The sequence below is a fragment of the Tissierella sp. P1 genome (assembly GCF_002266425.1).
Lineage (GTDB): Bacteria > Bacillota > Clostridia > Tissierellales > Tissierellaceae > Tissierella > Tissierella carlieri.
In genome coordinates, this window is the sequence record NZ_NPMN01000002.1 from 92,009 (window position 1) to 117,329 (window position 25,321).

Consider the following 25,321-nt stretch of genomic DNA (forward strand, 5'->3'; position numbering starts at 1 on the left):
ATTAATATAATTTAATTAGGAGGAAACAACGTGTATAGCAGTAATAACTCTTGGAAAGAGCTGCAGCCATTGCTACCAGATAAAAATCAAATTGATATTAATTCTACTCCATTTGAAAAGTATGTGAATATAGATAGTATGGAAATCCATATTGATGAATATGATAATAACTCAGAAATTACAGTGATCATATTTCATGGTGTTGGAGGTAATGGGCGTCTGCTATCATTTTTTGCAATACCTTTAGTTAGAGCTGGATATAACGTAATATGTCCTGACCTACCAGGATATGGATTTAGCAAATATAGTAAGCAAGTAACTTATTCAGATTGGATTAATGTTGGAAGCAGAATAATTGAGATCGAATTATCTAAATCAAAAAAAGTTTTTATAATTGGATTAAGTGCAGGTGGGATGTTAGCATACAATGTAGCATGTAGACATCAGAATATCTCAGGACTTATTGTTACTAATATACTTGATAATCGAGAAGAGAAAGTAAGAATATATTCGGCAAAAAATAAATTTCATGCTAAATATGGTATAAGATTCCTAAATTTACTTCCATCTTTTTTAAGAACTCTTAAAATTCCTATTAGAATGGTTACAAATATGAATGCACTTGTTAATGATAAAGAAATTTTGAATGTTTTATTGAAAGATAAGTATGGTGCAGGAAGTAGTATAAGTATTAATTTTCTACTATCCTTGATGCATAGTAAACCTTTAATCGAGCCAGACAACTTTAAAAATGTACCAGTACTTATGGTACATCCAGGAAATGATTTATGGACCCCTGTGGAAATAAGCGAAATGTTTTTTAATAAAATTACATCAAATAAACGCAAAGTAATTTTAGATAATGCAGGTCATTTCCCAATAGAGGAGCTAGGTCTAACTCAAATGAAAAATGCAATATATAACTTTATAAAGGAATTATCGTCAACACAAGATTAGGTATATATAATATGCTACACTCACCTCTTAGGGAAAGTCTATGGTGGACAGAGAGTGTTGGAAATGACAGGAATGTTATATATCATCTAAGTATATATATTTGCTAGATAGAATACTTGATAAACGGGAGAAGAAAAAATGAATTTTAAGGACAAAAAATTTGAGTATAAGAGAAATAACAGAAGAAGATATTAATGGAGTCATAGAAGTATATAATTCAAATCAGGATTTTCTCATGTTTCATATTGGAAGGCAAGAAGTAAATATCCAATGGTTAATTCAAGAACAAAAAGAAATGAAAGCGAAAGACTTTAAGATATTAGTAGTTAAAGAAAATGAAAGTAATGCCATAATTGGATTTATAGATATTGGTTTTATGGAAGAATGTTATTTGTCTTTACTTATGGTGCATAATGAGTTTAGGTGTAAAGGATATGGAAAAGAAATATATGATGCATTAGAGGGCTATCTAAGAGAGAATAATTTTAGAAGGATTAGAATTGATGTTGCATATGGTTACAGTGAGGAAGTACTACAATTCTGGGAGAATAGGGGATTTGAAGGAATAAAGAAAATCAAATTACAATGGATGGATAGATTATTTGATACTATAGTAATGGAGAAGGATTTGAATTAGAATTCATAAATTACTGTTATTAATTTATGCTGCATGTTATGGATACCATATAACAGAGTATTTACGTAAAGGTTCCTGTGACAGGTGATATTCAGTGTTATTGTATAATTCAAGCATAACGTACAGAATAAGTATAATCAGAGGGTAGATTACTTCAGGATATTTCTTAAGTGAATATGTAGGTATTACTTGTCAGGGGTATAACAATATGTCTTAATGTGTTTGGGAATCAAGGTAAAATCTTTAGACACCTCTTCACTGAGGAACAAGCACCACTTGCAAAGAAGGTCTTGAGTGTCCACTAGGCTATTGCTTTTTATTTTGCTTAGTTAAATTATGTAATAATAGTACAAGGGAGGACATTATGTCAATTAATTATCAACCAAAAAGGAATCAAAAATTAAATATAGCAATTGATCTAGGTTTGATTTTTATATTTTTACCATTATCGCTTTCACTGTTTATTTTATTTGGAAATTATATTAACAATAATTCGAATTTTATTTCAGTAGTGCTTTTATCAATAATAGAATTTTGTTCTGCAGGTCTTGGAGTTTTTATAGTTATGTTAATAAGAAAAGAGGCTTTTTCTGATTATGGTATAAAAAAAGAGAATATAAAAAAATCAATATTATTTACATTAAGCTTTATAGCAATAATGGTTTTATTAAAGTCAATTGATGCCGGAGGAGTGGTTTATTTTCCAATGAGAAATCATACCAGTATCAAATACTCATTAAACCTATCGTTCCCATTTAATTTGATTGGAATAATGTTAACTTTTCTAATTTGGGGCATAATTGAAGGAATTTACTATGTTGTAATTATTAAAAAAATTGATGATCTTCTTCCAAATACTTTAAATCCATGGCTTTCTTTAGCCCCTATAATTTTTTGTTTATATAATTTTATGATACATTATTTAATAAGAAGATTTATTGAAGGAAGAACTTATGAATTTAGTCTTATAGATACGATAACAGGTCTTTTGTTAGCTTATGCTATGACTATGCCTAGAAAACTAACTAATAACTCATGGGGAAGTCTAATATATCAAACGCTACAAAATGGAATAGGGAAGTTATAATAAATGCATTTGTGTATTTTGAGAGAAATATTAATAAAAATATAGGATTTTAGTAGATTAGGAGTGAGTGTTATGAAAAAATATTATCATGCATATGAAGAACGATATAAGAAAATTCATGGGGAAGGCTTATTGTGGTTTTCTAAAGAGCCAACTCCAGAACTAATTAATTGGATAGAGTATTATGATATTTCTTTAGATGATGAGATATGTGAGGTTGGCTGTGGAGAAGGAAGAGATGCCTTATATCTTGCAGAACAAGGTATAAAATTACAGGTATAGACATTTCAGAAGAAGCTATAAAAAAATGTGAGGAGTTATCAAAAGAAAGAAGAGTTAATGTAAACTGGATAGTTTCTGATGCATTACAACTAAATGAAAAACTCAAAAAGCATTATGATTGGATTTATTCAGTGGGAACGTTACATATGCTAGTAGAGGATGAAGATAGAAAAAGATTTTTAAATACAATAAATTCGTTGCTTAAGCCTAAAGGAAAATTATTATTAATTAGTATGGGTGATGGAGAAATAGAAAGAAAAACAGAAATCGAAACTGCTTTTGATTTACAAGAGAGAAGTCATATGAAGTCAGGCAAAACATTTGAGGTTGCAAGCACTTCATATAGAGCTATCAATTGGAAAAATCACAGAGAGGAATTGGAAGATGCGGGATTTATTGTTGAGAAGATAATGAATACTGAAAATGAAGAATATAGTAAATGTATGACTGTTTATCTAACTAAAGATTAGTTATTGAGGCTATACATAATAGTATAAAAATTTGTAGACTTTTATATCTGGGGAGAAAGAATGATGGAAAGATTTTCAATGCTTGTGGCAGTGCATCTATTTTTAATTAAAGAGGATAAAATATTATTATCCAGAAGGTTTAATACTGGGTATGGAGATGGATGCTATAGTGTTGTGGCAGGTCATGCTGAAGGAAATGAGACTGTTATTAAAGCTATGCAAAGAGAAGCAAAAGAGGAAGTTAATATTACTATAGAAGATAATCAATTGAAAATAGTACAAGTTATGCATAGAAAATGTGTAGGACATGAACGAATCGATTATTTTTTCCTTTGCAATAAATGGAACGGTAATATAATAAATAATGAGCCAAGTAAATGTGATGATTTATCATGGTTTAGTATACATGAATTACCAGTAAATATGGTTGATTATGTAAACTGTGCAATAAATAACTATCTCAATAATGTTTCATTTTCTCTATTCGGTTGGTGATTACATTCGAAATTACCATAAGAGTTAATATTAGAATAGTATAAATCGGAAACATTATGTGACATTGATGAGGTAGTTTTTATTGACCAATAAATGATTATAAAAAGAGTACAGTTAAGATGAATGGTGTAAGTTAAGCTAAAAGATTGAGCTTATAGATAGAGCAAAGTTAGTATCTTACTATATCATTTTACATATCTTAAAGTATTTGTGAAGCACTGCGAATAAAGTAGATTACTCGTTGCAAACTGAATCGGAGAGGTGGTTTTATGTATACAAAATTGGAAAAGAGTGGGGTCGACTATCTAGTGAAAGTCGCTTTCCAAGTTATTATTGGAGCTATTCTGTTTTTTGTTTCTTCTGGGACATTAAAGAATCATCAGGGGTGGATTTATTTTGCTGTTTATACAATTTCGACTATATTAGGAATACTCTATTTATCAAAACACAATCCTGAGGTCTTAAATGAAAGAGTAAAGGAAAGAAATAATACTGAACAGTGGGATAAGATATTGCTTAAGTTATATATATTACTGGCGTTTTTTATAATTTATATTGTTGCTGGTTTTGATATAAGATTCGGTTGGTCTAGTGTACCTATATTTTGTATGTATCCTGCTTTGGCAATTATAATTCTATCTTCTTTTCTTGCAGTATGGGCTATGAAAGAAAATGCGAATTTTGAGGCTACATCACGCATACAAAATGATCGAATACAGAATATTTGCGATTCAGGCCCATATAAAGCTATTCGCCATCCAGGTTACTTGGCTATAATACTATGGGCTATGGCGATACCTTTTGTATTTGGATCAGTATATATGATGATTCCATCATTTCTTATATCTATTATCATAGTGATTAGAACATATTTGGAAGATAAGATGTTGAAAGAAAAATTAGTCGGTTATGTTGAATATTGTAATAGAACAAAATATAGGCTTCTTCCATATATATGGTAGATTGAAAAGAATTGTTCTGTAGCATGGAGTTCATCACATAATACTATATTTTCATAAAGGTACACTAGGGTTCAAGGACGTTGTAAATACTTGGACGTTATATGTCATCTCTAGACTAAATTCATGTGTAAATTGAGTGAAACTATTACTAGAATATGAGATAAACAATATAGAAGACGCCGATAAAGATCTGGCTAATAGAATAGTAACTCCAGAAGAGCATGAAAGGCTATGGATTAATAAATGTCAAACATACTTAAAGAGTATGAGTAGCTAAATACTAGGCGTAACGAAACGACATATAACAGAGGCTTATCGGTATCGGAAGGAAAGAATCTAGGAAAAACCCTACATTGCTAAATCTTGCGACGTTAGCTGAAATTTTTAGCAATGTGTATTGACTATAAAAATAATGTTTGGAGGAAAAGATGATAAAGAGTTCAAAAGTAATTTTCTTTGATATGGGGAATACATTATTACATTTTCATTTTGGAAAAACTGACGAAGAAAAAGATATTATTGGAATAAACCATCTCACAAATTTTCTTAAGCAATATAATTGTCAAGTTGAGTTTGAAGATGTAAAAAAATATTTCTTTGATGAATGGCAAAAGGTTATGCCTCTAAGAAAAATTAATCATACAGAATATGCAGTAGAAGACTATTTAAATGGCTTTTTAAAAAAATATGATGTGGAACTAGATCGAGATATGTGTATAAGAGCATTAGATGTTTTTTATACAGAATATAGGAATAACGTTTGGACTGAAGAAAACATTCATCATACATTAGAAAATATCAAACAAAGAGGATATAGGATTGGTGTTATTTCAAATTCAAGACTTTATGATGAGGTCATGATCAATTGTTTTAAGAAAGTTGGACTAGCTAAGTATATAGACGTGTTTACATTTAGTTACTATTTAAAAATATGCAAACCCAAAAAACAAATATTTGAAATTGCTCTTGATAGGATGAAAGTTAGTCCAGAAGATGCCATAATGGTAGGAGATAATCTTAAAAGTGACATAGAGCCAGCACAAAAATTAGGTTTAACTGGAATATGGTTCAATAAGAATCTTACTTTAAATGATACTGATATTAAGCCTGATAATGAAATATTTAAATTGAAAGAATTGATAGAGTTGTTGTAATTCAAGTTTTATTTTAGACTTCAGCTAACCTTATATCTGCTTAAAGGTGCATGAGGACATAATCTTAGGTGTTAAATTAATTAATAAAAAGTAGTTAAAAAATATGAAGTAAAAATAGTTTATATTTTGTGAGGATGATTTTTATGAACATAATACTAAAAACGAGAACATTAGATCATGTTACTGTTTTTTGGAATAAGACTCAAGATGAAGAAATAAAAAGATTATTCCCTATTGTAAGCAAGTCCCTAGAGGAATCAATAATATTATTTGAGGAATCTCTTAAGGAAAATGCATCAAGCTATGGAAAAGTAATTTATTTTGAAGGAAAGTATATTGGAGATATTTGGTGTTACAGTATAGATGAAAATAGTGAGAAAATGGCTATGCTAAGTATTCTCATCTTTGAAAAAGAACTATGGGGAAGAGGGATAGCGACAGAGGTTACAAAAATTTTTGTCAAAGAGGTTTTTAGTAAGTTTGATATAGAAAAAATAGGAGCATTTACGTATTCCAATAATTATGGCTCGATAAGCTTAATGGTAAAAGTTGGATTCATTGAAATAGAAAAGTTTGTTGAAGACGGAATTGAATCAAAATACTTTGAAATAATAAAAGCTTTATAAATTGTTTGTGAAGCAATAGTATATTGGCAAGATACTTTTACAAACATAGCACTCTAGCTTGCTTTGACTAAGTTAAGGATGAAATTCTAGGCTAGACAAATCAAGTGTTTCAGTTGACTAAGATGGTACCATGTCTATTGAAGATAGCAATTATCTAAGCTAGTAGACAAGCTATATGTAAAGATGATGTATATTTGAAATGCTGAGACTGTTATGTGAAAAAATCATCCTTAGAAAACAGACAATACTAGATATCTAAAAATTTATATAAGAGGTGTAAGTTTTGAAAGAATATAAAGTAATTTGCATAGATATGTTTCAAACATTAGTAAATATAGAATCTAGAGTTGAATATATCTGGAAAAGGATACTAGAAGAAGATTATAATGAAGAATTAAGGGATAAATATGTACAAACTGTTAGAATCAAAATAGTCGATAACTTTCACGTTAGTGAAAGTACTAGTACCAAATTTAAAAGTCTAAAGGAAATATTTTTTGAGAGTTTTAAGGACATTTTTGAAGAAAACCAAGTGAAATATTGCCCAAGCTATGCAACAAGAGTTTTTATGGAAGAACATGATAGAGCAGATTTATATCATGATAGTAAAGAATTTATTAATAGAGCTAATAAAAAATATAAAGTGTGTTTAGTAAGTGATGCTGATACTGAAATGATTGAACATCAAATTAAAAATTTTGATTTTGACAAGATATTTATATCAGAAGACATACAATCTTATAAAGGAGAACCAAATTATAAGATTTTCAAAGAAGTCATAAATCATTACAATATAGAGCCACGAAAAATAATACATATAGGAGATTCTTCATCTGATATTATAGGTGCTAATAGAGCAGGTATAGATACATGTTGGATAAATAGACATAATTATAGAAAAAGATTCCATATAAAGCCAAATTATGAAACTGAGTCTTTAAATGAGTTATTTCCAATACTTAATATATAATCATTTTGATTTTGTTAATGCTCTGAAGAGAGGAGATTACCCCATAAAGGTTCGATGACGCTAAGCCTTATGACGTTATAAGAAATTATAGTATCGTGATTATTTTTTAGGTATTGTTTGATTAAAAGAAAACGTTGTAAAGATGGCGAATATATTTTTAAATGTTATTCCACGATGTAATGGAATTATTCTAAATAAATTAGAATTAGAATATTGAAAAATGATGATAGGAGAGAAGATTATATGTTTAGAATTTTAGCAATAGGAATAGAAACCTTTTCTGGTATTTTGGTTGTGTTTTTTATGTTAGCTTTATTTCAAATATTGATTGAAAAAAATAAAGTTTCTATTGGACACAAGATTGTAACTTTTATATATACCTTTTTTGTAGTTGCTATATTTGCAGCCACTGGAGTACCTTCTTTTAATTCATTGCATTTCGATGCTACAATTAATTATGTTCCTTTTTATGATGTTGTGGGGAACTTTATTCAGTATTTACTGAACTTAATTCTATTTGTACCCTTTGGCTTCTTGCTTCCAGCATTGTGGACAAAGTATCAAACATTCAAGAGAACGATATTTACTGGATTTGGTCTTTCATTGCTAATTGAAATTTCCCAACTATTCTGTTATCGTACAACGGATATAGATGACTTGATTATGAACACTTTAGGCACATCACTTGGTTTTATGCTTTTCAAGATTTTTTCAAAGAAAAAGCCTGAGCTAATAAAAGAAATTTGTTTAACGGAAGATGTTTCAAACGATAAAATAATTAAATTGGAAGGAACTATTCTTTTCGTAATAATAATATTGGTTATGTTTTTTATCCAGCCGGCAATTGCAAGTAAAATTTGGAGTATTATACTGTAGGAGATTATGAGTATAATTTGTAGTTCTGTTTAAGATGCATTCTCTATTTTATGTGAAGAGAAATAGGGGTGGAAAGCGATTAGGGCATATACTTGCACTGCTAGTAAGAAAACTCCACCAAGGAAATCTATCTTTAGGGACCAGTTCAGTGACATCGCAAATGTAAGACGTTATGTGATAGTGGGACATATCAGAGTAATATTTTAGTTCAAATTTCTAAAAGATTTCACTATAACTGTTATTTAAGGAAAATTTTTTTGATTAGATTAACAGGGAAGTAGTTATCTAAGGATTGGGGGGGAGAGCTATAGAAAATAGAATGGAGAAATATCTAATTGAAATTGCTAAAGAAAAAATTGATAATACAGACCCTTCTCATGATATATATCATACCATGAGGGTGCTTAATACTATAAAATATATAAAAGAAAGAGAAGGTGGAGATTTAGATATCTTAGTGCCAGCTGCAATATTTCATGACATAATATGCTATCCTAAGAATCATCCTAAATCTAAATTTTCAGCTAAAGAGAGTGCGGAATTTGCAGTCAATATATTAGAAAAATTAGATTGTTATCCAAAAGAAAAAATTCACAAAGTTTACAAGGCAATAAATGAATGCTCTTTTTCTAAAGGAATCATACCAGAGTTTTTAGAAGGAAAGATTTTGCAAGATGCTGACATGTTAGAGTCAACAGGAATTATTTCTATAATGAGAACATTTAGTTCGACAGGTCAGATGAAAAAAAGCTTTTATCATCCAGAAGATCCATTTTGCAAGAGTAGAGAACCAGATGGTAAAGAATATGCATTAGATTTATTCTATTCAAGGTTATTAATTGTAAAAGATTTAATGCATACAGAAATAGCTAGAAATATAGCAGTTCGAAGAACAAAGATTTTATATGAATTCTTGGAAAATTTTAAAATGGAACTTTACGATGATATAGATCTACAATGTGAGAATAAATCCATCAGATGACAATATGCTCTATGGAAGGATTACAAAAGACAAATGATTACTATTTATGGAATTTTGTGGGATAAAATCTGAGGATTTTCGCTTATATGAAATGCTTATAAACTACTGTAAGTTAATGGGGGAAAAAATATGAATATTTATATCAATGAACTATCAGATAATCTATTTTTAATTACTGCAAAAATGATTACGGGATTAATGAATTATCATAGGAAACTAAATAATGCTCCTAAAGAATACTGGCAGACTGATGAACAATCTCAAGAAACTCTAAGGAATTGGATTGAAGAAGGGACAGTATATAATATATTTTTAGATGATGAACCTGTAGGATTCTTTTATGTTAGATTTGGTGGTCAAAATGTAGCATGGTTAGAAGATTTGTTTATATTAGAACAACATAGAGATAAAGGCATTGGGAAATATGCTATGCAGAAATTAGATGAATTAATGATTGAAAAGAATGTGGTGGCCATATTTGTAGATGTCATACCAAGAAATACTGGAGCAATAAAGTTATATAGGGATTTTGGATTTAATCATCTAAATTTAATACAGCTTAGAAAAAACTATGATAAAATATTGGACAAAGATGAAGATGTAGAAATATTAGGATTTAATTTTAAAAAATATTAGAACATCTCATCTAGAAGCAAATATGGTTTGTGGTGAACTTTATTTAGTAATAGAAAGTGTCATCACGTCATGGAGATGTCATAGGACATAAAGGAGTGAAGTAAATGCAAGTAACCTTAAACTTGACAGATCAAAGTACTAAATTTATTATAAATAACTTATATCCATTATATTTACACGATTTATCTGAGATATGGGAATGGAAACCAAATAAATACGGAGTTTTTGAAGATGACGAAATTTTGACTTTGAATGAGCAAAACAAAGTTTTTGATATATGGTGGTCTAAACAATCAATATTATTCCCATACCTAATAAAAGTAGATGACATTCCAGCAGGTTTTGCTTTAGTGGCAACACCTCCTTATACACCACACGATAGTGATTTTTACGTAAATGAATTTTTTATTTTACGAAGTTATAGGGGAAAGGGAGTAGCAGAAAAAGCAGCAATTAAAGTATTTAATAATCATCTTGGTACTTGGGAATTGCAGACAAACCCTAATGGAGGCAATAAAAGAGCGCAAACTTTTTGGAGAAAAACCATTGAAAATTATACAGAGGGAAATTATCAGGAGGAAGTTTCAGAAACAGAAGATGATGGAAATAGATTAATTTTTAGATTTAATAATAGCAGAAATACTTTAAAATGAAAGCCTATTTAATATAGAAGAGGCTTGTAAATATGAAAATGCTGATGTTATCCCTAGCATAGTGTCCGAGGATAGAGAAAAAAAGAGAAGAGTCTATATTTCATGATTGTTAAATTATATTAAGTAAAATATTTTATATAACAGGAAGGATTGAAGGTAATGGATATATTCCAAAAGTTATTAATAGATATTGAAAAAGAAAATAAAGCAATAAGCTATTTTATTAAACCTGAGGAAGGTAAAAAAATCGAAGTTGTTCTATCAGGAAAAATCGTTGTTCCAGTTCCTGAAAATGAACGAGAACATAAAATTTATAAACTACTTGAAGAAAATTGTGATGTGATTTTTTGTACCACTCAGACATTGGATGATTTTCAATTCTATCCTGTGCCTAAGTTTTCAATTTTTGCTGTTGATAGTAAAGGGAATTATTTTGGTACAATCGAAGGTACAAGTAATATAGTAGATGATGACTATCCAGTTGGATATGTAAATCATGAGGGGGAGTATGGCAAAATTTCGGATAATCTGAAGGATTTTTTAGAGCTTGTTACTTTTTATCCGTATTGGCGAGACATCATTAAGTACGAGCAGATGGAGATACCTTATGATATACATACTATGGAAGCAAAAGAAACGGAGAAAAATTTCCAATATTTTGTACGCCAATCTGAGATTGCAAAAATACTTAAACTTTCTAAAAAACCCAAATCTATTGAATTATTAATATCAAACATTAGAAACACATCAAAATTTCTAGTGTATAGTTCAAAGGATGAGGCTAAAAAAACAAATATATTTTGGGATAGACATAGCCTTGATTAAAGGAGAAGATTAGGAGCACGATTTTTGGTTTATAACCATAAGGCGACAAGATGTTGAGTATTTGTAGAAAATAACAAAGAAAAAGTTTTTTATCTGACCTGCAATATGTAGAAAATGATGATTAATATGAAAATTGAACTTGAAAAGGCTGCTATTGAACATGAAGACATAGTTAAGACATCTACTTTATAAAGTTATATTCAATAAGAGTAGAGATGAAAGGATGGAAACTACATGAAATGCCCATATTGTGGAGAAGAAATGAAACGAGGATTTATATATGGGGATAGGTATTCCCTTAAATGGATTCCAGAAGAGAAAGATAAAGGACTTATATTTCAATGGTTTGCAAGGGGGATAAAACTCTCGGATGCATCTATGAATAATAGTGTGGAATCATTTTGCTGTAAAAATTGTAAGAAAATTATTATTGATGTGGAAAACAAAATTGATCAAAGAAAATAAGTATAATTTGTAATATTATTTGAGACGGAATTTTTATATTATGTGAAAAGTCAAAGAAAAAAAGATGTTACTAAGGATCAAAACTTTAACATAAATGTTTAGTCACTTTATTTGTTTGAAAATAAGTTTCTGAAAATTATTTATAGAGAGGCAACATTAGAGCGAGTTTAATCTATAAAGTCCTTTCAAGTAGAAAGTAAGTAGTGCTACTAATTACAAATACGCTAACAAGTATTTAAAAATTGGAAATGATATAAGGACAATGAAAAGCTATAATAATCATCTGACTATTATAGCCTTTTTGTATTGTACATTACTTAGTATAAGATTATTAAAGAATATTTTGAGAAAAGGAGGAATTTAGAAAACAATGTAGAATAATATTAGGATAGATAGTTATTAGTTGGTTGTCATTATTGATAACCTTAATCGAGGAGGTATTATGTTATGCTTAAGAACTTTTTATCTTTCGAGAAAGATTCTGCTTTTAGTCTTATGGAGAGGATCTTTTATATAGGAATATTTACTTTATTTCTTCCAGCTTTTTGGATAGGAAAATATTTTGCTGTTTTATTTCCAGCAACCCATCAGATTCCAGCAGAGACACCTGGTTGGTTTACTTTTACATCTGGGCCTAATATCATACTTGGTATTTTAATTGGCATAGGTTTCTTAATTATATCGATTTTAATCTGGAAAATCATTTGCCAAGCTCTATTGATAATTCTTCAAGCCTGTGAAACCTATATAGATAATAATGAGAAGTAATAACTAGAGAAAATATTGTGTATTACTATTGGTAATCCAGCTGAAGGAATGTACCATAGAATGGGATTTTTCTCAGGGGTTAAGTTCATAGACATGTATTTGAAATAAGCATAAAGATAATGTTGTAACTTAAAGTTTTTAGAGAGTAAGAACATTTATTTAGGAGGACGATGTAGTTGAATAATATAGATAAACATAATAGACTTCAAGAAGAGTGTTTTTCATATAGAGTATCAAAAGATAACAAAGTATTTATATTCTGGCATGAAAAACAGGTAATGATTCTGAAAGGTAAAGATAGTGAGAAGTTTTTAGCTAAAATAGAAAATGCAGATACCCTAGAGTCACAGTTAATTATGGCTAAAATTACTGGTAATTTCAAACGTGGAAATGAAAAAATAAATAAGGTGAGGAAATAAAAATGAAGCTATTAGATGATTTATGTAATCATTTATATGATATGGACGTGGAGTGGCATCTTTGTGGAGGATTTGCTATTGATGTTTTTTTAGGAAGTATAACAAGGAAGCATAAAGATATAGATATAACTGTTAGTTTGATGATATGGAAGTATGTATTCAGTACCTAAAATCAAAGGGGTGGGAGATAGATGCACCCGTTGGTAATCAAAGATTAGTGCCAGTAGAATTTGCTCTTGAGAATTCAGAATTATATTTTGATAATATTTGGTGTTACAAAAAAAATTCTGATTTTATAAAGACTGAGAAAACCGATGGCGTATTTAGATATGTGAAGTTTATTGATAGAGAACAAACAGAGCTAGATTTTATAGAGGTTTTATTTAATAAAGTAGAAAATGGCATTTTTTATTATCAAAAAAATCACAACATTATGATTAATACAGATAAGGCTTTTATAAAAAAAGATAAAATTAGTATTCTCGCTCCAGAAGTTATATTACTTTATAAGTCAAGAAATTATGAGAATAATGATTATAAACATGACTTTGATGCAGTAATAAATAAGCTTGAAAAAGAAAGATATGATTGGTTTATAAATGCTATGAATATAGTATATCCAGAGGGACATCCATGGATTAAGTAAGTACCTTTCGTCTGCAATTCGTGGTTAAGTTATAGAGATTTTATGTTGTTTTAATGGAGGAAAAAATTATGAATGAAAATATTGAGAATATACTCTATGATTATTCTATTGGGAAAATACTAATGATGCAACCAATAAATAAAGGAAATACTTCAGACGCAAGTTATATCTTATCAAATAAAGGACAATGGGTTCTACGAAAGTTAAAAAATATAGAGCAAGGTGTAACTGAGTATGCTATATCAAATATTTTAGCTAATGATGATATATGTCCCAAAATAGTTACAACTAAATCTAATATTGGATATAGCCATTATTTAGGAAATTACTATAACCTATAGGAATATATACCTTCTCAGCCTATAAAAAATGATTTGGAAACATTTAAAGAATTGGGAAGAGTTTTAGGTATACTACATAGTAAGCTAAAAAATAATACAGATTTGATTGAACAAGAAGATAGATTTAGCTTGGAAGATCTATGGAAACAAACTAAGAATAAATGGAAAGATGTTCAAAAACAATTTGATTGCTCCACATTTACTGCGAGTAATTTTGAAGAATTAATCGATGAGATGGCTACATATCAAAATATAAAGAATACATTTATACATGGAGACTTGGGAAAATGGAATTTGCTATATAATTCACCAAAAGTATACATTATTGATTTTGGCGAGGTCAGAAAGGGAGATAATCATTTAGATATTGCAGCTATTTTAACATCCATGATTAGCTTTGATTTAAGTGAAGAGTTTACTTGTAAATATTTACGTGCTTTTCATGAAGAATATAAAAACTATATGGAGGATTCCAAATGGGAAAAATTACAGAAGAATATTCAGTTGTGGATATTGAGAGGCATGCTTGCATTATTACTTTATTCTAGTAATAAACCAAATTTTATTGAAAGTGTAAAAAAGATGATAGATTTAGAACTAAAATTAAGTAATATCATTTGTGAAAATTTCATATAATACTATTTTTGTGTAGAGGGTACTACATTTTCTCTGACACTAGCCATATTAAATAGTAAACATAATGAAAGAAGTTCTTAAATATATGCTAGTTAAGGATGTGAAGAATATGACAAAAATTGATTTTTATTATTGGGGAGACCAATGTCCACATAATTATAAAATAAAAGAGTTATTAAATATCTTTTCAGGTGATAAGAGATGTAAAATTAATTTATTTGATATATCAAAAAATCATAAGATTGCTCAATATTTAAATATATTTTCTCCTAATATGATTGTAATTGATGATAATTTAAGATGGCATGGACCTATTTCTATGGATAACTTAGAAAGTATTTTAAATGGGATTATACCAAAGGCGAGACCTTATAATGTTAAAATAAGTAATAATATTATTATAGGAGATATAAAAGATTTAACAGAAAAAACAATTACAGATACTTGTGTTCTATGTTCTTCTTCTAAGAAAAATGTTTATTGTAATGAGAAAGGAAATTGGATAAAAACTTTAAGGGAAAAATATAATCTCCCATACATTGGAAAACTCCATTACTTAAATAAAGTTTGTATTGGAGGAGCAGAATTTGTTCCTTCAGTAGCAGTTCCATATCCTATACCTAAGGCTAGAGGAAGAATTACCTGAATTAGGATTTAAATCTATAATAGCCATAGCTTCCGAGAATACCCCATTTCCAAATGGTCCACTTAATTGGTTTTTAGATAAAGGATATATAGATTTAGGTTTTATATATAACGAAGAAAGACATTTTGCTAAGATGCATTTAGTAAAGAAGGATTTGATAGATAGATAGGTCAAATATAAAACGAGGGGGTATAGGCATGACTATTTATCTTGTAAGACATGGAAAGGAAGAGGAAGGATTTAGGGGAGGATGGAGTCAAAGAGGTTTAGCGGACGAAGGAAAGAAGCAAGCTCAGATACTTGCTGAATATTTACATGAAAATAAAGAGAGATTTAATTTTAATAGAATAATTAGTAGTGATTTAAATAGAGCAAAAGAAACAGCATCCTATATTGCTAAAAAGTGTGAAATGAAAGTTGAATTAGAGCAGAAATGGAGAGAACATAACAATGGAATAATGGCTGGCATGTCAAATGAAAAAGCTAAAACAGCATTTCCAGGTTTATACTTTAACACATTGGGAATGGATGAAAGATATCTAGGAGGAGAAAGTCCAAGAGAATTTTTATATAGAATAGAAAGAACGTTTTATAAGTTAGTAGATGAAGTTTCCACCAAAAATGAAGATATATTAGTAGTTACACATGGTGGAGTGATAAATATCATATATCATTTAATAAAAGAGATAGAGTGGAGCAATAAAAATAAGGTTTTCAAGTCTGAAAACACAAGTATACATAAGGTTGAATTGGATGAAGGAAAAATGAAAATAACTTTAAGTAACTACATAGATCATTTGAATTGATTTAATAGATATTTCTTTCATTACCTAGGATGATTTAAGGAGGACATAAATGGATTATATAAAACAAATTGTTAATTTCACTCCTGCCAATGAACAGGAAATTCAAGATAAAAGGATAATTCTTGATTATATAGAAAAATTTCCTCATAATATTTTGTTAAGAGAAAATGAATTTGCACATATTACAAGTTCTGGATTTATAATGAATAAATCACTGGATAAAGTACTAATGGTTCATCACAATATACGAAATACTTGGGCTTGGACTGGCGGACATGTTGATGGTGATGCAGACTTTTTACATGTTGCAATTAAAGAGGCAAAAGAAGAAACAGGGATAAACACATTAACGGCTCTTATAGAAAACATTGTATCTATTGATATTCTACCTGTATTTGGACATGTGAGAAAAAATAAGTATGTTAGTGCACATTTGCACCTTTCAGTAGCATATATTCTTATTGCAAGTGAAGAAGAAACACTTATAGTAAATGAAGATGAAAACAGTGATGTTAGTTGGTTTGCTTTAGATAGATTTACTGAGGATTACTTTGATTCTAATGATGTTTATTTATATAATAAATTAATTCATAGGGCTTTGCTTATTAGAGATAAGATTATAAGCTATTAGTTTAGGAGTAATAAAAGCCATGCAAGCTTTCTTAAATTCTTGTAGCGTTGAAGGATACTTATGCAAGGTAGATTTTATAGATAAGTAGAAATTATTTATATTTTTTAAGGAGGAACTTATGATTAATATTGAAGGAAATAGAATATACTTAAGAACATTTACAAGGGAAGAATATCATCAATTTTGGAAATCGTATATCCCAGATCCAATTATGGATCCCAATCCTTATGTTTATAATAAAGAAGAAGTAGATACAGGATATGATTCTATCACTAAAAAAGAATCATGGTATCCGAGGGTAGGGATTTTTTTATCAGATGAAACCCTAATAGGTGAATTATCTTTTAAAAGGATTAATCATGGAAAAAGTCAATGTGAACTTGGCATTGCTCTTGTTAATGATAAATATAAGGGGTTAGGATATGGAACAGAAGCAGTTGAAATGGCAATAGATTATGCATTTAATGTTTTAGAACTTAATTACATATATGCTGATACAATGGGTTCCAATCTTAGAATGCAAAGGATATTCGATAGGCTTGGATTTGAATTTATCAATAGAGAAGAGCATCGTTATGATATGCATGATAGATGGGAAGACAAATTGAACTATATGTTAAAAAACACAAATAGATTAAAGTAAGGAATATTATCAATAAATTATATTTTAAGAGATGTAAAAGAAGTAAATATTATTTATATAATTGACAGATAAATAAGGATTTATAGCATATAGCAAAATAATAATTTGTTGAGGAGGTACCATATGCTAGGACATTTAGGATTTTCATATATAGGTCTGATATATTTACTAATGTTATTTATTCCAAATATTATTTGGAGTAAGAATCAGCCAATAGATTATGACAATACCCAAGAGAATAAAATATTATTATTACTTGAACGTGCTGGACAAGTATGTTGTACCTGTATCGTATTGATTTTTAGTGATTTTAATATTGTTTCATTTTCATCAAGGAGTTTATGGTTAATATCATCATTTTTACTGATGATTTTTTATGAGATTTGTTGGATTAGATATTTTATGAATGAACATATAGAAGAAAATTTTTATCGTAGTTTTTGTGGGATTCCCGTACCTCTTGCGAGTCTGCCTGTCATGGCCTTTTTACTATTGGGTATTTATGGCAAAGTTATTTGGCTGATTGCATCTGCCATCATAATTGGTATAGGACATATAGGAATACATATTCAACATGTAAAAGCAATAAAATAAGCTTAATAAATTCTAATTTATATGATTGAACAAAATGAACATAGCATGTTGTTTAGTCAATACATATTCTTTTCATCTTGTACAATAAAGATATTTATATTTTGGGAGGATAAATAAATGATACATTTAGAAGAAGTTACGCCAGATAATTGGAGAATTGTAAATGAGTTAAGGGTTAGCAAAGAGCAAGAGAGTTTTGTTTCTCCTAATGTGAGAATCCTTGCAAGGGCATATGCATATAGAGATGAAGTCAGTGAGGCGTTAATTATCTGTAATGATGATGAAATGATTGGGCTGTTATTTTATAGAGAATGGCCGTCTAGTTGCTATATTCTAGATCAATTTATGATTGATGAAGGATTTCAAGGGATGGGTTATGCTAGGGCCGCATTAGAGCTTATTCTTAACAGAATGAAGGAGAAGGGTAAATATAATCGTGTTAAGCTTTGCTATTGTAAGGGAAATGAGGCTGCTGTAAATCTATTTACCAGTATTGGATTTTATCATACGTATGAAGAAGAAGAGGATGATGATGAAATTATCATGGCACTTGACTTTTAAGTGAAGAAAAGGATTATACTTAGTAAACTACGTGTAGTATAGTCTATATTTTAAGATATTATATCCTTTCACGGAGAGCAAAGTTTGGTTAAAGATATGCCTTATAGGAGGAGATAAATATGGCCAATCAAGTATATGCTATTTGGATATTAGATGAAACTACTAATCAAAAATTAGATGAGTTAAGAAAGGCATTAGAACTATTTGACATTGAATATAATCCTATCTATGGACATATTACATTTGCAAGTTTTATAGATATTGATATAGATAAAATTTTGGAGTATACCAAGAAATTTGTAAAGGGAAAAAAATCATTCTATATAAATTGCTCAGCATTGGGTTTTCTAACAACTAATTGTATAGCTTGCATACCTTCTACTTCAGGAAAATTATTAGAATATTATGAGGAATATCATCAAGAATATGATTCTTATTGCAACATGTGGACAAGTGTTGATTCAGGATTATGGTTACCTCATATATCTCTCTATTATAGTGAAATAGAAGACTTAGGTGGGATTATTGGTGAAATGTCAAAAAGATTTATTCAATTCAAAGGGAAAATTGTTCGCATGGAATTATCTGTTGTAAATGAAAAGGACTTTAATATAATATATTCTCACGATTTAGAATGATAAAGGAATATTAGTTAAGTTTCAGCTTAGTAAATCATTAGCATATATCAAAATAATTAAATTAGAGATTTACGAGACATGATAAGGGGGAAGTAGGATGGAAATATTAGTGGTAAGACATGGACAGTCTATTGCTGATTTAGAAGATAGACATGAAGGGCGAGCAGATTTTGAACTTACAGAATTAGGATATAGACAAGCTAAATGTGCTGGGAAATGGATAAAAGATCATTATGAAATTGATATTATTTTAAGCAGTCCACTAAAGAGAGCAGCAAAAACGGCTGAGTTTATAAGTGAAGAAACTGGTATAGACATAATCTTTGATGATGAGTTAATGGAGTGGAATAATGGTTTATTAGCAGGTTTATATCGTTCAGAAGCAAATGAGAAATTTCCTATTCCAAAAGGTGGAAGAAAGCCTCATGATGAATTTGCACAATCAGAGTCATATATTAATTTTAGAGCTAGAGCAGAGATGTTTTGGTCAAAGTTTATATATAAATATGAGAAAGAAGAAAATAAAACTAGGATATGTATAGTGTCACATGGTGGAATGATAAATATGCTTTTTAGAAGTTTTATGATGCTACCAGTTAATACCGATTCATATATAAGTACTGGTGATGCGGGGATGCATTTATGGAAGGTGAGTGGTAACGAAAGAAGGATTATATTTTTAAATAAGCAGGAACATTTATTAAGGCTAAATGAGTAAATTCATTAAAGTAATTAAAGATAAAAAAGAGCTAAAGAGGTGAAAATTATGTATCATCAAGATTGGATAATGAGGCAGATTACAAGCTTTATACATATGATAGGGAAGGTATTATTTAAGAAGGATAGTGTGGAACTAAATATCCACGGTGAAAGTAATTCTGAAAAAGTTCACCTATTATACGAAAGGTTAATAAACCTGATAAATAATCTAAAAGTCAATGAAGCAGAAGACCTATTGTTTGAAAATATAGAAACAAATGATTTAATATACATAAAAATAGCTATGGATTTTTATGATAAAGTAAATAAATTGAGTGATGAAGAATTAGAAGAAGCAGACTTTAGTCGTGAAGAAATAAAATTAGGTCTTGAAGATATATTGAGGTTATATAGTATTAAATTTGAAGGTTTAGGGATTAGCTGGAAGGAATATTGATGAGATATATGCTAACGAGTACAGGGGTTTGGACTTGAGGTGAGGTAAATGAATAGAAAAGAATATTATAGAGAACTTAGGTGATTTTAAATGGAGAAATTACTAGATAAAATAATAGAAAAGCATACTTTACAAAAAAACTTAATCATAGGAATTGATGGCTTAGGGGGAGCTGGTAAGACCACAATAGTTAACTCATTAAAGTTACAATTGAACAATAGAGATTATAATACAGCTATACTACATATTGATGATTTCATACATCCAAAAAATATTAGATATAATGAATCTAAAGAAGAATGGTATTGCTATTATAATATCCAATGGAGATACGATTATTTAATTAAAGAGATTTTGATGCCAATAAAGGAAGGAATCGAAATTGACAAGGAAATTGAAATATATGATAAAGATAATGATATATATACTTTAGAACAAATAAAAATACCTCAAGGTTCAATTATATTATTGGAAGGCATATTTTTACAAAGGAAAGAGATAAGAGAATACTTTGATTACGTAATTTATCTAGATGTGCCAAAAGAGGTGAGATTAAATCGTGTAATAAATAGAGACAAGTATATAGGAAATTCGGAAGAAATAAAATCGAAATATGAAAGACGATATTTTCCAGCGGAAGATAAATATATTGAAGAATATAGCCCTATCCAAAATTCTGACTATGTATTAAATTATGTTAGAAAGGAAGAGGAGAATATCTATATGTTATGAGTCAATAAACTAGAACTATTAGACTGCTATATTTGTTAAATAGACAAGAAGTAACTATATATTAGGAGGGAATTGTATGATTGAAATACCAGAAGCTATCACCTTATCATGTCAAATAAATGAAACTTTAAGAGGCAAAAAGATTAATGATGTTATTACTAATCAATCACCCCATAAGTTTGCTTGGTATTATGGTGATCCTAGTGAGTATAATTCAAAATTAAATGGTAAGATCATAGAGGAAGCTTGTGCATATGCCGGTTTGGTTGAAATCAGCTTAGGTGATATTATATTATTATTAGGTGATGGAGTAAATTTGCGATACTTTGATAAAGGTCAGAAATTGCCACAAAAGCATCAATTGTTAATACAGTTTGACGATAGTTCTTCACTTGTTGCATCTATTCAAATGTACGGTGGAATATGGTGTTTTAAAGATGGAGAATTCGATAATGTATATTATGAATTAGCTAAAGAGAAACCATCTCCTTTATCTAGAGAATTTGATTTTAAGTATTATGAAAAAATTATATCGGATGAAAATTTACAGAAGAAAAGTGTAAAATTTCTTTTAGCTACAGAACAACGTATACCTGGTCTTGGAAATGGAGTATTACAAGATATATTATTTAATGTCAAACTTCATCCTAAAAGAAAGATATCAACACTTTCAAATGAAGAGATAGAGAGACTATATCACTCTATTAAATCTACTTTGAATGAGATGGTGACAAAAGGTGGACGAGATACAGAAAAGGATTTATTTGGATGTTCTGGAGGTTATGCTACAAAATTAAGCAAGAATACCGTGAAAGAGCCATGTAAGATTTGTGGCAAGAATATCATTAAGGAAGCTTATCTGGGAGGAAGTATTTATTATTGTGAAGGATGTCAGTTACAATAAATAAACTTTTATATTAATTACTGTGGTATATAGTGAAATAATTGGATTTTGAGAGCAATGGATTGAATGGAAATAAATGATGAAATGAGGAGATTTATATATGGAAAACAATCTAAAGCAAATATTAAAAGAAATAAAAGAAGATAATTATAGAGTCCCAGCAGAGGTAAATGTTAATGAGCTTGTTACGAAAATGATCTATGATATAGGTAGTACAGATCCAGAGTTACGAGATAAGTTAATATATTCAGTAATGTATCATTGGATTACGAATAATGAGATTGCAACTGATAAATTAAAGGAATTGCTAGCAATTAGTATGGATGATAATCATCTATTCTTTAAAATTGGGGAGACAAATACTGATTCAGTATTTACTCGTTCCTTTTCTATTTTATTGATACCGCTGATACTTATTAATAATAGACAATTTAAATTTCTTTCAGAAAAGGATATTAAAGAAGTCTATATAAAAGTAGTAGATTATTTTATAAAGGAGAAAGATTTAAGGGGATATGTAAAAGATCAAGGATGGGCACATTCAGTCGCACATGCTGCAGATGCACTAGATGATTTAGCTATTTGTTCAGAAATAGGACATGAAGAGTTATTATACATGCTAGAAATAATTAAAAATAAAATCTGTATTAATAATTATGTATATATTAATGAAGAAGATGAAAGATTAGTAACTACAATAATAAGTATATTCAATAGAAAAATAATAACAGATGGAGAATTTTGTGAATGGATAAAGAGTTTTAATGTATTACAAAGGACAGGAATATATCCAGAAGATGATAATCTATTAATTAATGTAAAAAATTTATTAAGAAGTTTATATTTTAGATTAATCAGATTAGATAATACTGAAATTCTAACCGAGCAAATAAAAGATACCTTAACAAAAATAAGTAGCTTTAATTAGAAATCATTGTTACCTAAGTTTGTCGTGATAGTTGTCATATTATTACTTGTCGAGGTATCAATGATAGTCTAGAATTTAAAATTGTATTTTATTTAAAATGATAAAAGGAGTTATTAAAGTATGTATTTAGTGAGCTCATGTTTAGTAGGAATTAATTGTAGATATAATGGAGGAAATAGTGAACATAAAGCCATAGTGGGATTGGTTAATCAAGGAAAGGCAATACCTGTGTGTCCAGAGCAACTAGCTGGATTATCTACCCCAAGGTCAAGCTGTGAGATTGTTATATATGAGAATGGAGATATAAAAGTAATTAGTGAGGACGGACAAGATTTTACTAAACAATTCATTGAAGGTGCGAAAAAGACTCTAGCAATTGCCAAAGCCATAGGCATCAAAAAAGCAATATTAAAGTCGAAAAGTCCTTCCTGTGGTTGTGGATTTATATATGATGGAACATTTTCAGGTAATTTGATAGAAGGAAATGGCTTAGTTGCAGAACTATTAATTAAAAATAATGTTGAAGTATATACAGAAAATAATTTAGATATGTCAGTGGTATAATCGCAATATCGGATTTAGAAATTGAACTGTTTTAGAAGAAAAAATTGTGTTGTCGCATTTTACAATAATATATGACCACAAGAGCTATGTTGCATTGCAGAGTATAGGGTTAGAGATATCCAGCCCCCATATTTTAATAAGAACAGGCATATAAACTTAGGAGGATAAAGTTATGGAACTGTTTTCTAAGCCTGGTGTAGGCGGAATAATTGAGAAAAATATATCTGGAATAGATTACATATTAATTCAAGATAGGTATAAAGACGATGCCAAATCAGAATCAGGATTGATTGAAATACCTGCAGGTAAGATTAGAGAATTTGAAAACATCTTCGATTGTTTAAGAAGGGAAATTTGGGAAGAAACAGGGCTGGAAGTTACATATATTGAAGGCGAAAATGAAGCTCTAATTTTTCAAGAAAATGATTATAAAGTTTTAAATTATATTCCTTTTTCATGTAGTCAAAATATCCAGGGTACATATCCCATAATGGTACAAACATTCATCTGTAAGGCCAATGGAGAATTATTGAGAAATACAAATGAAGCAAAAAATATTAGATGGATATCATTGAATGAGTTGCAAGAACTATTAGAAGGTAATGAAAAAGCCTTTTATCCCATGCATGTTGTAACATTAAAGAAATACTTAAAATATAAAATAAAATCTAGATAGAGTATGAGATTATGATAATTATATATCTATAACCAATCTTAAAGGGTATCATAGCATTACTTTCAGATTTTTTAGAAAAATATTAGAGCAAGGTGAGAAGATGGAACCTAAGAAAATATTAGATATTATAGTTCAAAGGTATAAAAATATATTAGATAAAAATCTTGTGGGAATATATTTACATGGTTCATTGGCGATGGGATGCTATACAAATGAAAGTGATATAGATTTTCTTGTTGTAGTAAGAGAAGCTATAGATGTTGCAACGAAGAAAGATATTATTGAATCAATAATACATTTAGACAATTTACCTAAAAAAGGAATAGAGATGAGTATTGTTCTAGAAAAGTATGCGAAAGAATTTATATATCCCACACCATTTGAATTGCATTATTCAGATTCTCATAGAGAGAAGTATCTATCTTATAATAATTATATTTGTGGAAATTCCACGGACGAGGATTTAGCTGCTCATTTCACAATAGTTATAAATAGAGGTATTTGTTTATATGGTAAAAAGATTGAGGAAGTATTTGAAGATGTACCAAGAAAATATTATATAGATTCAATTGTTAATGATATAAAAAATGCTGAGGAAAATATAGTGGAAAATACGGTTTACATTACTTTAAATTTATGTAGGGTATTATATTATATGAAGGAAAATGTAGTTTGTTCAAAGCTAGAGGCTGGAAACTGGGCTAAGAAAGTGATGCCACAAAAATATAGAAGAATTGTGGAAGATGCTGTTAATGTATATACTAATAAATTAAATCAGATGAAATATAGCAAGGATATACTAAAAGATTATGCTAATTATATGTTAAAAGAAATAAAGGTATATAAATAGAAATAGTGCTTGTTGTGGAATGAAGTTTAAAGGGAGTGTAGAGAATGTACTATATTCGTTCTGCAAAACATCTGAAGTGATTGAGATACAAATTTGAGGATGATT

The 25,321-nt window shown here is 29.1% G+C and carries 38 protein-coding genes; all 38 read left to right on the forward strand.

Annotation, left to right across the window (positions count from 1 at the left end; translation table 11 throughout):
- The first annotated feature begins 30 nt into the window (after positions 1-30).
- The 38 genes from CIW83_RS02045 to CIW83_RS02225 all read left to right on the forward strand — a co-directional run bounded on the left by CIW83_RS02045 (position 31) and on the right by CIW83_RS02225 (position 25,216).
- On the forward strand, positions 31-957 hold the full coding sequence (locus CIW83_RS02045) for a carboxylesterase (RefSeq protein ID WP_094899002.1): 927 nt from the start codon (positions 31-33) through the stop codon (positions 955-957).
- Positions 958-1,117: 160 nt separating this feature from the next.
- Positions 1,118-1,594: a GNAT family N-acetyltransferase gene (locus tag CIW83_RS02050; protein WP_158219981.1), complete on the forward strand. Its 477-nt coding sequence runs from the start codon at positions 1,118-1,120 to the stop codon at positions 1,592-1,594.
- A 364-nt stretch (positions 1,595-1,958) separates the two neighbouring features.
- Positions 1,959-2,681: a hypothetical protein gene (locus CIW83_RS02055; protein WP_094899004.1), complete on the forward strand. Its 723-nt coding sequence runs from the start codon at positions 1,959-1,961 to the stop codon at positions 2,679-2,681.
- A 72-nt stretch (positions 2,682-2,753) separates the two neighbouring features.
- The gene (locus CIW83_RS02060; protein ID WP_094899005.1) at positions 2,754-2,963 is read left to right on the forward strand and encodes a class I SAM-dependent methyltransferase; all 210 of its coding nucleotides are present in this window, start codon (positions 2,754-2,756) and stop codon (positions 2,961-2,963) included.
- 17 nt (positions 2,964-2,980) lie between these two features.
- Entirely contained in the window at positions 2,981-3,433 is a 453-nt protein-coding gene (locus CIW83_RS02065; RefSeq protein ID WP_235601207.1) for a class I SAM-dependent methyltransferase, read from the forward strand.
- A 60-nt stretch (positions 3,434-3,493) separates the two neighbouring features.
- Positions 3,494-3,928 carry an NUDIX domain-containing protein gene (locus CIW83_RS02070; protein ID WP_094899007.1) on the forward strand — a complete coding sequence of 145 codons (435 nt, stop codon included), beginning with the start codon at positions 3,494-3,496 and terminating at the stop codon, positions 3,926-3,928.
- A gap of 269 nt (positions 3,929-4,197) precedes the next feature.
- Positions 4,198-4,890, forward strand: coding sequence for an isoprenylcysteine carboxylmethyltransferase family protein (locus tag CIW83_RS02075; protein ID WP_094899008.1), 693 nt, complete (start codon positions 4,198-4,200; stop codon positions 4,888-4,890).
- 136 nt (positions 4,891-5,026) lie between these two features.
- The gene (locus CIW83_RS22055) at positions 5,027-5,167 is read left to right on the forward strand and encodes a hypothetical protein (RefSeq protein WP_158219982.1); all 141 of its coding nucleotides are present in this window, start codon (positions 5,027-5,029) and stop codon (positions 5,165-5,167) included.
- Positions 5,168-5,318: 151 nt separating this feature from the next.
- The gene (locus CIW83_RS02080; protein ID WP_094899009.1) at positions 5,319-6,044 is read left to right on the forward strand and encodes an HAD family hydrolase; all 726 of its coding nucleotides are present in this window, start codon (positions 5,319-5,321) and stop codon (positions 6,042-6,044) included.
- Between the two features lie 143 nt (positions 6,045-6,187).
- Positions 6,188-6,670 (forward strand): GNAT family N-acetyltransferase, encoded by a 483-nt coding sequence (locus CIW83_RS02085; protein ID WP_158219983.1) that lies wholly within the window; start codon positions 6,188-6,190, stop codon positions 6,668-6,670.
- Positions 6,671-6,953: 283 nt separating this feature from the next.
- Positions 6,954-7,640, forward strand: coding sequence for an HAD family hydrolase (locus tag CIW83_RS02090; protein ID WP_094899012.1), 687 nt, complete (start codon positions 6,954-6,956; stop codon positions 7,638-7,640).
- 243 nt (positions 7,641-7,883) lie between these two features.
- A complete protein-coding gene (locus tag CIW83_RS02095; protein WP_094899013.1) occupies positions 7,884-8,516 on the forward strand; it encodes a VanZ family protein in 633 nt (210 codons plus the stop codon).
- A gap of 319 nt (positions 8,517-8,835) precedes the next feature.
- On the forward strand, positions 8,836-9,498 hold the full coding sequence (locus CIW83_RS02100) for an HD domain-containing protein (protein ID WP_094899015.1): 663 nt from the start codon (positions 8,836-8,838) through the stop codon (positions 9,496-9,498).
- Positions 9,499-9,627: 129 nt separating this feature from the next.
- A complete protein-coding gene (locus CIW83_RS02105) occupies positions 9,628-10,134 on the forward strand; it encodes a GNAT family N-acetyltransferase (RefSeq protein ID WP_094899016.1) in 507 nt (168 codons plus the stop codon).
- Positions 10,135-10,238: 104 nt separating this feature from the next.
- The gene (locus CIW83_RS02110) at positions 10,239-10,787 is read left to right on the forward strand and encodes a GNAT family N-acetyltransferase (RefSeq protein ID WP_094899018.1); all 549 of its coding nucleotides are present in this window, start codon (positions 10,239-10,241) and stop codon (positions 10,785-10,787) included.
- 159 nt (positions 10,788-10,946) lie between these two features.
- Entirely contained in the window at positions 10,947-11,612 is a 666-nt protein-coding gene (locus CIW83_RS02115; RefSeq protein WP_094899020.1) for a hypothetical protein, read from the forward strand.
- Positions 11,613-11,846: 234 nt separating this feature from the next.
- On the forward strand, positions 11,847-12,077 hold the full coding sequence (locus tag CIW83_RS02120) for a PF20097 family protein (RefSeq protein ID WP_094899021.1): 231 nt from the start codon (positions 11,847-11,849) through the stop codon (positions 12,075-12,077).
- 447 nt (positions 12,078-12,524) lie between these two features.
- Positions 12,525-12,845 carry a hypothetical protein gene (locus tag CIW83_RS02125; protein ID WP_094899022.1) on the forward strand — a complete coding sequence of 107 codons (321 nt, stop codon included), beginning with the start codon at positions 12,525-12,527 and terminating at the stop codon, positions 12,843-12,845.
- 176 nt (positions 12,846-13,021) lie between these two features.
- On the forward strand, positions 13,022-13,264 hold the full coding sequence (locus tag CIW83_RS02130; protein WP_094899024.1) for a hypothetical protein: 243 nt from the start codon (positions 13,022-13,024) through the stop codon (positions 13,262-13,264).
- A 2-nt stretch (positions 13,265-13,266) separates the two neighbouring features.
- On the forward strand, positions 13,267-13,434 hold the full coding sequence (locus CIW83_RS02135) for a nucleotidyltransferase domain-containing protein (protein WP_094899025.1): 168 nt from the start codon (positions 13,267-13,269) through the stop codon (positions 13,432-13,434).
- The gene (locus CIW83_RS02140; RefSeq protein WP_143598502.1) at positions 13,410-13,910 is read left to right on the forward strand and encodes a hypothetical protein; all 501 of its coding nucleotides are present in this window, start codon (positions 13,410-13,412) and stop codon (positions 13,908-13,910) included. Before CIW83_RS02135 ends, CIW83_RS02140 begins: the two co-directional genes overlap by 25 nt.
- Before the next feature lie 68 nt (positions 13,911-13,978).
- Positions 13,979-14,251 (forward strand): hypothetical protein, encoded by a 273-nt coding sequence (locus CIW83_RS02145; RefSeq protein WP_094899028.1) that lies wholly within the window; start codon positions 13,979-13,981, stop codon positions 14,249-14,251.
- Positions 14,252-14,284: 33 nt separating this feature from the next.
- Positions 14,285-14,887, forward strand: a complete 603-nt coding sequence (locus CIW83_RS02150; protein ID WP_304440608.1) for a phosphotransferase — start codon at positions 14,285-14,287, stop codon at positions 14,885-14,887.
- A gap of 109 nt (positions 14,888-14,996) precedes the next feature.
- Positions 14,997-15,533, forward strand: coding sequence for a hypothetical protein (locus CIW83_RS02155; RefSeq protein WP_094899031.1), 537 nt, complete (start codon positions 14,997-14,999; stop codon positions 15,531-15,533).
- Between the two features lie 197 nt (positions 15,534-15,730).
- Positions 15,731-16,339 (forward strand): histidine phosphatase family protein, encoded by a 609-nt coding sequence (locus tag CIW83_RS02160; protein ID WP_094899033.1) that lies wholly within the window; start codon positions 15,731-15,733, stop codon positions 16,337-16,339.
- Between the two features lie 49 nt (positions 16,340-16,388).
- Positions 16,389-16,970, forward strand: coding sequence for an NUDIX hydrolase (locus tag CIW83_RS02165; RefSeq protein ID WP_094899034.1), 582 nt, complete (start codon positions 16,389-16,391; stop codon positions 16,968-16,970).
- Between the two features lie 118 nt (positions 16,971-17,088).
- Positions 17,089-17,613, forward strand: coding sequence for a GNAT family N-acetyltransferase (locus tag CIW83_RS02170; RefSeq protein ID WP_094899036.1), 525 nt, complete (start codon positions 17,089-17,091; stop codon positions 17,611-17,613).
- Between the two features lie 123 nt (positions 17,614-17,736).
- Positions 17,737-18,207, forward strand: coding sequence for a hypothetical protein (locus tag CIW83_RS02175; protein WP_094899037.1), 471 nt, complete (start codon positions 17,737-17,739; stop codon positions 18,205-18,207).
- 117 nt (positions 18,208-18,324) lie between these two features.
- Positions 18,325-18,768: a GNAT family N-acetyltransferase gene (locus CIW83_RS02180; protein WP_094899039.1), complete on the forward strand. Its 444-nt coding sequence runs from the start codon at positions 18,325-18,327 to the stop codon at positions 18,766-18,768.
- A 119-nt stretch (positions 18,769-18,887) separates the two neighbouring features.
- Positions 18,888-19,406 carry a hypothetical protein gene (locus tag CIW83_RS02185; RefSeq protein WP_094899040.1) on the forward strand — a complete coding sequence of 173 codons (519 nt, stop codon included), beginning with the start codon at positions 18,888-18,890 and terminating at the stop codon, positions 19,404-19,406.
- A 97-nt stretch (positions 19,407-19,503) separates the two neighbouring features.
- Entirely contained in the window at positions 19,504-20,124 is a 621-nt protein-coding gene (locus CIW83_RS02190) for a histidine phosphatase family protein (RefSeq protein ID WP_094899042.1), read from the forward strand.
- 48 nt (positions 20,125-20,172) lie between these two features.
- The gene (locus CIW83_RS02195; RefSeq protein WP_094899043.1) at positions 20,173-20,562 is read left to right on the forward strand and encodes a DUF6483 family protein; all 390 of its coding nucleotides are present in this window, start codon (positions 20,173-20,175) and stop codon (positions 20,560-20,562) included.
- A gap of 90 nt (positions 20,563-20,652) precedes the next feature.
- Complete coding sequence (locus CIW83_RS02200; RefSeq protein ID WP_094899045.1) at positions 20,653-21,294, forward strand: P-loop NTPase fold protein; 642 nt, start codon at positions 20,653-20,655, stop codon at positions 21,292-21,294.
- Between the two features lie 76 nt (positions 21,295-21,370).
- Positions 21,371-22,198: an endonuclease VIII gene (locus CIW83_RS02205; protein ID WP_094899046.1), complete on the forward strand. Its 828-nt coding sequence runs from the start codon at positions 21,371-21,373 to the stop codon at positions 22,196-22,198.
- A 100-nt stretch (positions 22,199-22,298) separates the two neighbouring features.
- Positions 22,299-23,126, forward strand: a complete 828-nt coding sequence (locus CIW83_RS02210) for a DUF2785 domain-containing protein (protein ID WP_094899048.1) — start codon at positions 22,299-22,301, stop codon at positions 23,124-23,126.
- A gap of 120 nt (positions 23,127-23,246) precedes the next feature.
- The gene (locus CIW83_RS02215; protein WP_094899049.1) at positions 23,247-23,690 is read left to right on the forward strand and encodes a DUF523 domain-containing protein; all 444 of its coding nucleotides are present in this window, start codon (positions 23,247-23,249) and stop codon (positions 23,688-23,690) included.
- Positions 23,691-23,862: 172 nt separating this feature from the next.
- Complete coding sequence (locus CIW83_RS02220; RefSeq protein WP_094899051.1) at positions 23,863-24,366, forward strand: NUDIX hydrolase; 504 nt, start codon at positions 23,863-23,865, stop codon at positions 24,364-24,366.
- Between the two features lie 100 nt (positions 24,367-24,466).
- Positions 24,467-25,216: an aminoglycoside adenylyltransferase domain-containing protein gene (locus CIW83_RS02225; RefSeq protein ID WP_094899052.1), complete on the forward strand. Its 750-nt coding sequence runs from the start codon at positions 24,467-24,469 to the stop codon at positions 25,214-25,216.
- Positions 25,217-25,321 lie beyond the last annotated feature (105 nt).